Below are 12,647 nucleotides of genomic sequence, written 5' to 3' on the forward strand. Positions count from 1 at the left end.
CATGTAAAGGCGCGCCTTCCCATGAGCCTGACGAAGCCCATCTCGGTCGGACCCGTGACCATCGACGCGCCTGTCATTCTGGCGCCGATGACGGGCGTCACCGACCTGCCGTTCCGAAAGATCGTCAAGCGCTTCGGCGCCGGCCTGACGGTTAGCGAAATGATCGCCAGCCAGGCGATGATCCGCGAAACGCGCCAGTCGCTCCAAAAGGCGGCTTGGGACCCGAGCGAGGAGCCGGTTTCCCTTCAACTCGCAGGCTGCGCGCCCATCGAAATGGCGGAAGCGGCGAAGCTCAACGAGCAGCGCGGCGCGGCGATTATCGACATCAACATGGGTTGCCCGGTCAAGAAGGTGGTCAACGGCGATGCCGGTTCTGCCTTGATGCGCGACCTGCCACTTGCGGCGTCAATTATCGAAGCAACGGTCAAGGCCGTCAAAGTCCCGGTAACGTTGAAAATGCGCATGGGCTGGTGCCACGACAGCCTAAACGCACCCGAGTTGGCCCGGATTGCCCAAGACCTTGGTATCCAGATGATCACGATCCACGGACGCACGCGCAACCAGATGTACAAGGGATCGGCTGACTGGATCTTTGTGCGCCGCGTAAAGGACGCGACGCGGCTGCCCGTCATCGTCAACGGCGACATCTGCAGCCGAGAAGACGCGCGCACCGCCCTCGAACAGTCGGGCGCGGACGGGGTAATGATCGGCCGCGGTACCTACGGTAAGCCTTGGCTGCTCGGACAGGTGATGGCCGACCTATCGGGCGACGGCGACAAGCCGGACCCGACGCTCGACGAACAGCTGGCAATCATCCTCGAGCAGTATGACGCGATGCAGTCGCTCTACGGTCGCCAGACCGGCGTCAACTTGGCGCGCAAGCATATCGGCTGGTACACAAAGGGCCTCACCGGCTCTGCGGAATTTCGCAATCGGGTGAACACCCAGGACGATCCCGCCGTGGTCATCGGCATGCTGCGCGAATTCTATTTGCCGTGGCTCGAGAAGGCGGCGGCCTAATCCCACAAACTGTGTTTTTTATGCAACGCGTCCATGCTACGCCCGGCGTTAGATGGACGCACAAGTGGCCGATTCCGGGTTGATTGACGGGCGCGCAGCCAATTGGTTCGCGCGGGAGAAGGCCAGCGGGCGCATTTACAACTGGGCGACCATTGCCGTTGGCATCCTGCTCGCGGGAACGCTTGCGCTCAGCTATGTAGTCCTGACTCGCGAAGCAGCGCCCGGCGTCATGCTGTCGCCGCCGCAAATTGCATTGCTGCTCGTTGCAAACCTCATTCCGTCGATCGCTCTCATGGTCCTCCTGTCGCGCAAAATCGCGAACGCACGGGCCGCCAACCGCGCCATTGGAACGGGCCAACTGCACACTCGGCTGGTCGCTCTTTTCTCGGTCATCGCCGCCGTCCCGACCGTAATCGTCTCGATTTTCGCCGCGCTGTTGCTGCAATCAGGCCTTGAGTTCTGGTTCTCCGACCGGGCGCGCGGAATGCTGGAAAACACGGTCGCGCTTGCCCAGTCTGCTTACGATAGTGAAGTGAACCGGGTCGGCGCCGAGGGCGTCACAATGGTAGAGGATTTCTACAAAGTCCTTGGCCCGAAGCCTTTGGAGAACCCGCGCTTCAGAGAATTTCTGGCTTACCAGACCTACCAGCGCAGCCTCAACGAAGCTGCTGTAATTTCTATCGATGCCAGTGGACAACTCAACGTCGTTCACGAGATCAACTATTACGAGGGCCTGATCGACCCATCGCGGGTGGCTCAGGCGCTCACTCAACTCAAAGGCAAGACACAGGCGGCCGAGGTGCTCACACGCGGTCGGATTGCGGTACTTGCGCCTGTCGGCAATGAGCCAGGAACCTACCTGTTCGTAGCGCGCCAGGTCAGTGACGACTTCCGCCAGCAGATCGAGCGGGCGAATGGCGTGCTGACTGACTATCGCACCCTGCTGGAACGGAGCCGCACCAACCAACTCCAGTTCAATGCCGCTTTGCTGGCTGGTGCACTCGTCATCGTCGCCCTGTCCATCTTTGCAGCTCTGAAGCTTGCAGATCGATTGCTGCGGCCCGTCGAGGAGCTCGTTGATGCCACTGGCCGCGTCGAGGAAGGCGATCTTACCGCGCGCGTAGCCGTCGGACGGCCGACCGACGAAATCGCCATGTTGGGCACGGCCTTCAACCGGATGACCGGCAGGCTTGAAGAGCAGACTGGCGCCTTGATGGCCGCCAACCAGCAACTCGACACCCGCCGCGCCTTCATCGAAGCGGTGCTTTCCAGCGTGACGGCGGGCGTGATCGCCGTCGACGGGGAGGGGATCGTCCAGTTGACCAATCGGTCAGCCGAGACGCTCCTTCAGCATGGCGAGGAAGGTATCGAAGGCAAGGACGTGCGTACCGTTTCACCGGAGTTGGACGAATTTCTTTCCGGCGAAGCGCGGGAAGCGACGGTTCTCATCCATTCGGTTGAAGGCCAACGGACGCTCGCTGTGAAGCGGATGCGGTACGCCGACGGCTCGGTGCTGACGTTTGACGACATCACCGAACAGTTGAGCGACCAGCGTCGCGCGGCCTGGTCGGATATTGCCCGCCGCATTGCTCACGAAATCAAGAACCCGCTGACGCCAATCCAATTAGCCGCCGAACGGCTCCAGCGCCGCTACGGTAGCGAGATCGGCTCGGATCCCGAGACCTTCTCACGGCTGACCGACACGATCGTTCGGCAGGTGGGCGACCTACGGCGCATGGTCGATGAGTTCTCAAACTTCGCGAGGATGCCCAAGCCTGTTTTCCGTCAGGAGAATGTGCACGACATCGCCCGCGCGGCGCTCTTCCTGCATGAAGTTGCTCATCCAGGCATTTCTTTCTCACTAGACCCGGCAACCGGCCCAATTCCACTGGTTTGCGATCGCAGACAGTTGGGCCAGGCCTTGACCAATGTCGTCAAGAATGCGGTCGAAGCTATCGAAGCCCGACGCAAGTCCGGAGATGGTAATCCTGACGGGGATCGGATTGATCTCGCGATCAGCCGCGACGACGAGCAGCTGGTGCTCGACATCACTGACACCGGCATTGGCCTGCCGCAGGACCGAGAGCGGCTGACCGAGCCGTATATGACGACGCGCGTTCGCGGAACCGGGCTGGGCCTCGCAATCGTTAAGAAGATCGTCGAAGAACATCTCGGCGAAATAGCGTTTCTCGACCGGCCCGGGGGAGGAACGAGAGTGCGGATTGCCTTCGATGCCGACCGATTGGCGGCATTGGAAACTGAAGGCCCTGCGGCGCTCCGCACCAAGGGTGACGACGACGAATATGATGAGGAGGAGCCAAGCTAATGGCGCTCGAAGTGCTGGTAGTGGACGATGAAGCCGACATTCGGGAGCTCGTTGCAGGCGTCCTAGAAGATGAGGGCTACGCGGTCCGCTCAGCTGCAGATAGCACCAGCGCGCTTGATGCGATCGATGACCGGCGGCCCAGCCTAGTCCTGCTCGATGTCTGGCTTCAGGGCTCAAAGCTCGACGGGCTGCAACTGCTTGAACAGATCAAGGGTCGCGACCCGACACTGCCGGTGCTGATGATCAGCGGCCACGGAAATCTAGACACCGCCGTTGCCGCTATCCGAGAGGGAGCCGTCGATTTCATTGAGAAGCCGTTCAAGGCAGACAGGCTGCTGCACCTGGTCGGGCGGGCAACCGAAACCGACCGGCTGCGCCGGGAAAATGCCAACCTTCGAATGCAGGTCGGCCCGGACGATCAGCTCGATGGCACGTCGGTTGCGATCAATACGGTCCGGGCGACCCTCAAACGCGTCGCCCCGACGGGCAGCCGCGTAATGATCACCGGACCCGCGGGCGTCGGCAAGGAAATCGCTGCCCGGATGATCCATAACTGGAGTCCGCGGTCGGCAGCGCCGTTCATCGTGCTCTCTGCCGCAATGATGACTCCGGAGCGGGTGGAAGAGGAGCTGTTCGGGATCGAACAGAACGGCGTTTCACGACCGGGGCTGCTGGAACAAGCCCACGGCGGAACGCTGTTCCTCGATGAAATCGCGGACATGCCGGCGACGACGCAAGCCAAGATCCTGCGGGTACTGACCGATCAAAGTTACACTCGCGTCGGCGGCCAAAGACCTGTGAAGGTTGATGTCCGCGTGCTGTCCGCAACATCCCGGAACTTAGCGGACGAAATCAGCGAGGGGCGGTTCCGCGAAGACCTATACTACCGGCTGAACGTCGTCCCCGTGCGAATTCCCCCGCTGCGCGAGCGCCGTGAGGACATTCCAGAGCTGGTCAACCACTTCCTGGCTCGCTTCGCTGCCGAACGGCGCATCCAGACACCGGAGCTCTCAAAGGATGCGATGGCCGCGTTGCAGGCGCATGATTGGCCGGGGAATGTCCGCCAGCTCCGGAATATTATCGAGCGCACCCTAATCCTCACGCCCGGGGATCGCGTTGGATGCATCGAGGTCGATCTACTGCCGCAAGAGATCATCGATTCACAAGGCTCTGCGGGCCTCGGGGGTGCATCGATGGCGATTATGGGCTCGCCTTTACGGGAAGCACGGGAGAGTTTCGAGCGGGAGTATCTGAAAATCCAGATCCGCCGCTTTTCCGGCAACATCTCTCGAACAGCATCGTTCATCGGTATGGAACGCTCGGCGCTCCACCGAAAGCTGAAGGCGCTTGGACTCGGCGATAAGCGTGATGAGGAATAGTCTAAGCAATGGCTGAAAAGACGCTGAGTTTGCAGGATCAATTCCTAAACTCGATCCGCCGATCCAAGACACCTGTGACCATTTTCCTGGTCAAGGGTGTTAAGCTCCAGGGGATCGTGACCTGGTTCGACGCCTTTTCGCTGCTGCTCCGGCGCGACGGAAGCAGCCAGCTCGTATATAAGCATGCGATCTCCACAATCATGCCCGCCGAACCGCCAGCGGACCTCGTTATTTCAAGCGTCGGGGAGGGGGGCAATGGTCGAAGGCCTGCCCTGCAGGACATTTTTCTGCAGGCCGCCGGACGCCAGCAGGAACTGATGACGATCTTCTTGGTGAATGGCGTAATGCTTCAAGGGGTTGTCGGTGCTTTCGACCAATTTTCCTTGCTCCTTGAGCGAGGAGGGCAAGTCCAGTTGGTGTACAAGCACGCAATATCGACCATGCAGCCTCATGAGGCGCTCCGATTGGGCGAAGACGAGTCAGGCGCGGGAGATGATAGCTGAGCGTTTTTAATCGCAATGACGACAGCGGCGTAACGCGTGGGGAGCGAGCTTTGCTCGTCGTACCCGAACGCGTCGGGGAGGGAGGACTGCGGTCGATCGAAGCCCGGGTCGAGGAGGCAGCCGGTCTCGCGGCGGCGATCGGCATCGACGTCGTGGCGAAGAGGTCCTACCGGCTTCGCCAGGTTCGCCCAGCAAGCTTGTTCGGCAAAGGGCAAGCCGAGGAAATCGCAACGATCGCCGAAGAAAATGAGGCAACGCTGCTGCTCGTCGACGCGGCATTGTCACCTGTCCAGCAGAAGACCCTCGAAGAATTGACCAAGTGCAAGGTCATTGATCGCACTGGCCTGATTCTGGAGATCTTCGGCGAGCGTGCCGCGACGGCCGAAGGGCGGCTTCAAGTCGAGCTGGCCCACCTAGATTATCAGGCAGGCCGGCTGGTTCGCAGCTGGACCCACCTTGAGCGTCAGCGCGGCGGCTTCGGCTTCCTCGGCGGGCCTGGTGAAACGCAGATCGAGGCCGACAGGCGAATGATCCGTGACCGGATGGCACGGATTCGGAAGGAACTCGCCCAAGTCACGCGAACGCGGGGACTTCACCGTGACCGACGTCAAAAAGCGCCTTGGCCCGTCATCGCGCTGGTCGGCTATACGAACGCCGGGAAGTCCACGCTCTTCAACCGTATGACGCAGGCTTCAGTGATGGCCGAGGATTTGCTGTTCGCAACGCTTGATCCGACCATGCGGCACGTGAAAATACCGGGCTTTGACAAAGCGATCCTTTCAGACACCGTCGGTTTTGTCTCAAATCTTCCAACTGAATTGGTCGCCGCGTTTCGTGCAACGCTGGAAGAGGTGGAGTCCGCTGACTTGATCCTGCACGTCCGCGATATCTCCCATCCTGACTCAGAAGCTCAGGCAGCCGATGTCGAGGCAGTTTTGGCGTCTCTGGGCTTGGACAAGGATGAGTCGCCGCCGCGGATCGAAGTCTGGAACAAGATCGATGCACTCGACGACGAAAACCGGGCGCGAATTTTGACAGAAGCTGCGCGGAAAGAGCGCGTCGTGCCCGTATCGGCAATTACCGGTGATGGAATCGACGACCTGCGCGAAGTGATTGCGGGCGAACTCCACTCAGGCGCGCAAACACATCAACTAACGCTGGAGGCGGGCGACGGGACCAGGGCGGCGTGGCTTCATGCGCGTGGAGAGGTTGTCGAGCAGCGAAGCGAGGGAGACCGGTTACATCTGGCCGTGAAGCTTAGTCCCGAGAACTGGGCTCGCTTCCAGCGCCTTTAGCTGATTTGGCGGCGATCCATAGCTGCTCCATCTGCTCAAGTGAAAGGTCACTAAAGCCTGGGGTTGCCTCGATCGCCCGGAAGCGCTCCTCGAATTTCCGGTTAGCCTTTCGCAAGGCCTCTTCCGGGTCGATCTTCAGATGCCGTGCGAAGTTTACGGCGGCAAATAGGAGGTCGCCGACCTCCTCCTCGAGCTCCTCCGGAGGTGCCGCAGCAATTTCGTCGAGCTCCTCGCGAATTTTTGCTTTCGGCCCTTCAATGTCCGGCCAGTCAAATCCGGCCCTGGCTGCACGTTTTTGAAGCTTTGCGGCACGCTCAAGGGCTGGGAGGGCGAGGGCAACGCCGCTCAGAGCGCTCTTGTCCGGGTGGCTGGCTCGTTCTTCGGCTTTGATGACCTCCCACAGGTGATGACCACCATCGGCCGCATCGCCAAAGATGTGAGGATGGCGCCGCTCAAGTTTGTCGCAGACGGCAGTCAGCACGTCTGCGATCGAGAAATGGCCGAGTTCTTCAGCCATGCGTGAATGGAAAACGACCTGTAGTTGCAGGTCTCCCAACTCGTCGGCCAACTGAGCCATGTCCCGACGATGGATGGCGTCCGCCACTTCATAGGCTTCCTCGATCGTGAACGGAGCGATCGTATCGAACGTCTGTACACGGTCCCATTCGCACCCAGTTGCAGGGTCCCGTAGGCGAGCCATGATCTGCACAAGGCGATGTAGGGCCGCACCGTCACGGCCTTGGCGATCAGTGACATCCGATTCCTGAGGGAAGTGCTCATATTCCATTGCAGATCTCAGCACACCTTGAAGTATGATAATATGTATTATGTTAAATGCGAACAGCTAATAGCAGAGCGATTTCATGGGATTAGCTTACTAGCACAAGCCATCGTCCCTCGACTCCCCAGCGCCGCAGCGACGACAGGTAATTCATGCCCAGAACATTCAAGTCTTCATGGTCTGCGACATGAATGCCAACATCCGTCCGCTCGATCGGCCCAACTGCAAGGCTATCCGCTTTTCCTGTTGAGACACGAAGCATCCCGTTGCCAGTGCGGACAACCTGGTTGCGGGTTAAACTGATCGGAACGCCTGCAGCCTTCGCCGTTTCTCGACCAATCGTGGTCATTGTGGCTCCGCTGTCGACGAGGAATTTGACCGGGCTGCCGTTCAACGAGCCCTCAACCCAGAAATGGCCGTCGATGGACATCGGGATCCGCACTTCCTGGTCCTCAACGACCGGATCACCAGTCGCTTCGGCCTTGATGCGTTGCGCCACATAGCCAAGGTCATCTCTGAACGTAAAAAGCACGAAGCCGGCGCCGAAAATGCCAATCCATGCGAGCGCCATAGTGAGCAGTTTGGCGAAGGGTTCTCGACGAGAAATCAATGATCCACCGACCAGCATCATGGCGATCAGCAGGTAAAGGCTGCCGAGCATCCAGTCGTTCGTCACAAAAGGAACTCCTGTCCGTCGAACGCAGGCGCTGCCCAGTCGGGCAAGACCGAAATAAGCGTGGCATAATCCATGCTCTTGTCGAGATGCGTCAGCAACAATTGCCCGACATTTAGAGACCTGGCCCAGCCGAGTACGGCATCAAGATGGGCATGCGTTGGATGTGGCTCAAGCCGCTGGCAATCACAAATCCACAGATCAACGCCTTGATACAAACGCGCCATATCATCGGTTAAGTCGTGGAAATCGATGGCGTAAGCTGCAGTAGCCTGACCCTCGTCAATGCGAATACCGAGCGAGGTAATTCCGCCGTGAGGTTGATCGGTGAAACTCAGCTGCGCAGTTCCCAACAGATATTCTTTGCCAATTTCGACTGGCATCACGACTGCCGGATAAAGTGGCGATCCATCAAAGGCATAGGCAAATCGCTTACCAAGTCGCCGCAGTGTTTCCGACCGGGCCAGCAACGGCACCGGCCGCCCGATGAGATGGGAAAGTTGCCGCACATCGTCGATGCCGTGACAATGGTCCGCATGGTCGTGCGTCACCAGGACGGCATCAATCGCATCGACGTCCGCCGCTATGAGCTGCTCGCGCATGTCCGGTCCGCAGTCGACCAGCAGCCGCTCGCCTGCGCTTTCCACTAAGATTGAAGATCGCGTGCGACGATTCTTGGGCTCTGATGGATCGCAATCGCCCCAATCATTCCCGATCCGCGGCACGCCGGAAGAGGTACCGCAGCCGAGGATCCTGATCTTCACGCGGCGGCTTTATCAAACAGTCTGAAGAAGTTGGCGGTAGTTGCGGCGGAAAGCTCATCAAGCGGCTCGTCGCGCAGGTCCGACAGGAAAGCAGCCGTATCGGCAACGAAAGCGGGCTCGCACGTCTGGCCACGATGAGGCACCGGCGCAAGGAATGGCGCATCCGTCTCGACCAGCAGCCGGTCCCGCGGGATGATTTTCGCCGTTTCTTGAAGTTCCTTGGCGTTCTTGAACGTCACTATCCCTGACAAGGAAACATAAAAGCCCAAGTCCAAGGCAGTCCGGGCAAGGCTCGCGCTTCCGGTAAAGCAGTGCAGCACACCGGCGACGCCCCCCTTCCCGACTTCGCGGGTCAGAATGTCTGCCGTATCCTCCTCAGCGTCGCGGGTGTGGACGACCAAAGGCAGACCCGTTGCCCGGGCGGCCTCGATGTGCGCCTGAAACCGCTCACGCTGCGCCGCTCGATCCGACTTGTCGTAATAATAGTCCAGTCCGCACTCCCCGATCGCAACCACACGCGGGTGACCGGCCGCTTCTATCAGCATGGCGGCGCCTAGGTCTGGGTGCGTGTCGGCCTCGTGGGGATGCACACCAATGCTCGCCCAGACGTCATCATTGCGCTCGGCAACGCCGACCACATTTGACCATTCTTTCTGCTTGGTCGAAATGTTGAGAAAGCCCCGAACGCCGCGCGATCTTGCCGCTTGGAGGACTTCGTCCTGACGCTCCGCGAGACCCTCGTAATTGAGGTGACAATGACTGTCGATCAGGCTCATGCCGCCTCCTCTTCGAGCTCCAACCGCGGGAACAACGGGACGGGCTGGTCAATGGGCGCGCCGTCTTTTCCGCTGTCAATCAGGTGGATGATCTTGCCGGCAGACTCTGGGATCACAGGCGCGACCGCCTCGGCGAGCCTCCGAATGGCGGAAATCAACGTGCCAAGTACCGCCGCCATTCGCTCGGGGTCAGTCTTGCGAAGTGTCCAAGGGGCGGCCTCGTCAATATAAGCATTGCAGGCGAATACCGCCCCCATCCAGGCATCGAGGCCGACCGAGAACGCAAAGCGGTCGAATTCCTTGGCTAGATTTTCACATGCGTGATCGACGCGATCGAGCAACTCCCGGTCTTGATAGAGTTCACCAGCCGGAGGAAGTACCCCGCCCAGATTCTTGAAAACCATCGATAAACTGCGCTGCGCTAGGTTCCCGAAGCTGTTTGCTAGCTCACTGTTCACTCGATTGACGATCGCCTCGTGGCTGTACGCTCCATCCTGCCCGAAGCTAACTTCTCGAAGGAGGAAATATCGGAGCGCGTCGACGCCGTAGCGATCTGCCATTTCCATCGGATCCACCACATTGCCGAGCGATTTCGACATCTTCTCACCGCCCTTGGCAAGAATGAAGCCGTGGCCGAACACCTGCCGCGGCAGGGGCAATCCCGCCGACATCAGGAACGCCGGCCAATACACCGCGTGGAAGCGAACAATGTCTTTCCCGATGAGATGGACGTCGGCTGGCCAGTACCGCGCAAAATCTCCGCCCATGTCCGGGTAGCCCAAACCACTCATGTAAGTCGTGAGTGCGTCGACCCAGACGTACATCACGTGGCCTGGCGAGCCCGGCACGGGGACACCCCAATCAAAGCTGGTCCGTGAGACGCTCAGATTCTTGAGGCCGCCTTCGACAAATCGAACAACTTCGTTTCGGCGCCCCTCCGGCATGATGAAGCCCGGCTGTTCGTTGTACAGCTTGAGGAGCGGCTCCTGATATTTCGAAAGGCGGAAGAACCAGGTCTCTTCGGCCGTCCACTCAACGGGGGTTCCTTGCGGAGAAAGCTTTTCGCCCCCCTCCCCGGCGACGAGCTCGCTTTCGTCGTAGAACGCTTCGTCGCGAACCGAGTACCAGCCCTCATAGCGATCAAGGTACAAGTCCCCGGCCGCTTCCATCGCTTGCCAGATCGCTTGGCTGGCCTTGTGATGAGGGGCGTCACTAGTCCGCATGAAACAATCATAGGAAATGTTAAGTCGGGCGCACATTTCCTTGAAATAAGCAGACATTTCGGTCGCAAAATCGAGCGTATCCCGCCCTGCGGCGCGAGCCGTCTGAACCATTTTTAGTCCATGCTCGTCCGTTCCGGTCACGAAACGCACGTCGCGGCCCTGTGCGCGGCGAAATCGCGCCATGGCGTCGGCAGCGATCGCCTCGTAGGCGTGGCCGATATGGGGTCGACCATTGGGATAGCTGATAGCGGTAGTGATGTAGAAGGGCTCGGCCATGGGCAAGGCCCTAGCCGCCCGCCCCTAGCGCTTCAAGGAGGCGGACGCGAGAATGCCGCCGATATGAAACACCGTCGCCGCCGGATCGAGGGACAATCTGGGCGCAATTGCGCTGGTTTCACGCGCTTGGGAATAAGCCTCGAGGATTCGCGCCAGGCTGTCGCCTTCCCGATCCACCGCTTCCTTGGCGATAAGCGGCGGAACAAGGGAGAGAAATGCAGCATAACGTTCGGCCGCTGCCTTCCCGGACAGGGTACTCGCGAGTTTCGAGCGGCGGCCATTATCGGGATCACCGTCGCGAAGAATGGTCAGCGCCTCGGCTGCCAACGGCGCAAGGTCGAGCGCGGCCATTTCCATGGCAGCCCCAATCGATCCTTGCGCAACGTCGACCAGCGCCTGGACATCTTTACAATTTTTGCTTTCGTCCCAATGATTTATAAGTGACGTCATGACGTCATCGCTAAGGCGATGAAATTCAAGCCGCCGGCATCTCGACCGGATGGTCGGAAGCAATCGTCCCGGTGAATGGCTAACCAGAAAAAACAGGCTGTTAGGCGGCGGCTCTTCCAGCATCTTGAGCAGGGCATTCGCCGCGGGGCCCTCCAGATCATCTACGCTGTCGATTACCACGGCTCGCCACGGCGACTGCGATGGCACCACCGAGAATAGCTTCCATAACTCTCTGATCTGCTTGATCGAGATGTTGCGGGCTAATCCGTCACCCCGGGCATTCTCAAGGCGCTCGATCCAGCGAAAATCGGGGTGCGATCCCGCCGCTAACAACCGCGAGACGGGGTGATCCGTCGGTGTTTCGGGCCACGGCGATGAAACAGCAGGCCCCGCGGCCTCTGCGAGGCAACGGAGCGCGGCAGCTCGCGCGAAGCTTGCCTTGCCGACTCCTTTAGGACCGGCCAGCAGCCACGCATGATGAACGCGCCCGGAGCGCCATGCCGATGCGAATTGGTCGACCGCCGTGTCTTGGCCCATGAGTGTCACGGCAACAGATCACCCAGTGCGTAAAGCAGCCGCGCAGTCACGGTCGCCGCCGTTCCGCCAGCATCGATTAGCTTCACCCGATCGGGTTCCTTGCTTGCTATCGCACGAAAGCCTGCATCTACTGCGGCATGGTAGGTCGGGGGCCGCGATCCGATGCGGTCGCCCGGATTTCCATCGCGGACCCGCGCACGCGCCGCTCCTTCCGCATCGTCTTCGAGTCTCAGGACAAGTGTACGATCGGGAAGGAAATCCTGGCTCCCGAACCGGTGAAGGTCACGCACGGCATCGATGCCGAGCCCCCCAGCCTCCCCTTGGTAGGCCAGCGAACTATCGAGAAACCGGTCCGACAACACCCACTCGCCGCGCTCCAGGGCCGGAACGATGGTCTTCTCGATATGGTCCGATCGCGCTGCCGCGAACAGCAGGGCTTCCGAACGCGGATTCCAGCGCTTTTCATCGCCTTCCAGGAGTAGTTTGCGGATCGCCTCGGCGCCGGGACTTCCCCCGGGTTCTCGTGTGACGACGACTTTCAGACCGCGACCCTCGAGCGCCTGCGCAAGCGCTGTCAGTTGGGTGGACTTTCCCACCCCTTCCCCACCTTCCAGGCTGATAAAGCGACCACGCGCCACCCGATT

The 12,647-nt window shown here is 60.0% G+C and carries 12 protein-coding genes; 5 read left to right on the top strand and 7 right to left on the bottom strand.

The window, feature by feature from the left end:
- Nucleotides 1-21 precede the first annotated feature (21 nt).
- Genes dusB through hflX form a run of 5 tightly spaced genes read left to right on the top strand, consistent with a single transcriptional unit; the run spans nt 22 to nt 6,523 of the window.
- Nucleotides 22-1,020: a tRNA dihydrouridine synthase DusB gene (gene dusB, locus D3M59_RS00940; protein WP_119530685.1), complete on the top strand. Its 999-nt coding sequence runs from the start codon at nt 22-24 to the stop codon at nt 1,018-1,020.
- Nucleotides 1,021-1,072: 52 nt separating this feature from the next.
- Nucleotides 1,073-3,346: a sensor histidine kinase NtrY-like gene (locus D3M59_RS00945; protein ID WP_119530688.1), complete on the top strand. Its 2,274-nt coding sequence runs from the start codon at nt 1,073-1,075 to the stop codon at nt 3,344-3,346.
- Nucleotides 3,346-4,725 (top strand): nitrogen assimilation response regulator NtrX, encoded by a 1,380-nt coding sequence (gene ntrX / locus D3M59_RS00950; RefSeq protein WP_119530690.1) that lies wholly within the window; start codon nt 3,346-3,348, stop codon nt 4,723-4,725. Before D3M59_RS00945 ends, ntrX begins: the two co-directional genes overlap by 1 nt.
- A gap of 8 nt (nt 4,726-4,733) precedes the next feature.
- Entirely contained in the window at nt 4,734-5,228 is a 495-nt protein-coding gene (gene hfq, locus D3M59_RS00955) for an RNA chaperone Hfq (RefSeq protein ID WP_119530693.1), read from the top strand.
- Nucleotides 5,225-6,523, top strand: coding sequence for a GTPase HflX (gene hflX, locus D3M59_RS00960; RefSeq protein ID WP_119530696.1), 1,299 nt, complete (start codon nt 5,225-5,227; stop codon nt 6,521-6,523). Before hfq ends, hflX begins: the two co-directional genes overlap by 4 nt.
- Here hflX and mazG read toward each other — a convergent pair.
- The 7 genes from mazG to tmk all read right to left on the bottom strand — a co-directional run bounded on the left by mazG (nt 6,486) and on the right by tmk (nt 12,641).
- Complete coding sequence (mazG, locus tag D3M59_RS00965; RefSeq protein ID WP_267896932.1) at nt 6,486-7,232, bottom strand: nucleoside triphosphate pyrophosphohydrolase; 747 nt, start codon at nt 7,230-7,232, stop codon at nt 6,486-6,488. The two genes, hflX and mazG, sit on opposite strands and share 38 nt — an antisense overlap.
- Nucleotides 7,233-7,392: 160 nt before the next feature.
- Nucleotides 7,393-7,980 (bottom strand): retropepsin-like aspartic protease family protein, encoded by a 588-nt coding sequence (locus D3M59_RS00970; RefSeq protein WP_147416672.1) that lies wholly within the window; start codon nt 7,978-7,980, stop codon nt 7,393-7,395.
- Entirely contained in the window at nt 7,977-8,741 is a 765-nt protein-coding gene (locus D3M59_RS00975) for an MBL fold metallo-hydrolase (RefSeq protein WP_119530704.1), read from the bottom strand. The genes D3M59_RS00970 and D3M59_RS00975 overlap by 4 nt, the downstream gene beginning before the upstream one ends.
- On the bottom strand, nt 8,738-9,517 hold the full coding sequence (locus D3M59_RS00980) for a TatD family hydrolase (protein WP_119530707.1): 780 nt from the start codon (nt 9,515-9,517) through the stop codon (nt 8,738-8,740). Before D3M59_RS00980 ends, D3M59_RS00975 begins: the two co-directional genes overlap by 4 nt.
- Nucleotides 9,514-11,016, bottom strand: coding sequence for a methionine--tRNA ligase (gene metG / locus D3M59_RS00985; protein WP_119530710.1), 1,503 nt, complete (start codon nt 11,014-11,016; stop codon nt 9,514-9,516). Before metG ends, D3M59_RS00980 begins: the two co-directional genes overlap by 4 nt.
- A gap of 24 nt (nt 11,017-11,040) precedes the next feature.
- On the bottom strand, nt 11,041-12,003 hold the full coding sequence (locus D3M59_RS00990; RefSeq protein ID WP_199662336.1) for an AAA family ATPase: 963 nt from the start codon (nt 12,001-12,003) through the stop codon (nt 11,041-11,043).
- Nucleotides 12,004-12,008: 5 nt separating this feature from the next.
- Nucleotides 12,009-12,641, bottom strand: a complete 633-nt coding sequence (gene tmk / locus D3M59_RS00995) for a dTMP kinase (RefSeq protein WP_119530717.1) — start codon at nt 12,639-12,641, stop codon at nt 12,009-12,011.
- Nucleotides 12,642-12,647: the final 6 nt, after the last annotated feature.

This window comes from Sphingomonas edaphi (assembly GCF_003583725.1).
GTDB lineage: Bacteria > Pseudomonadota > Alphaproteobacteria > Sphingomonadales > Sphingomonadaceae > Sphingomicrobium > Sphingomicrobium edaphi.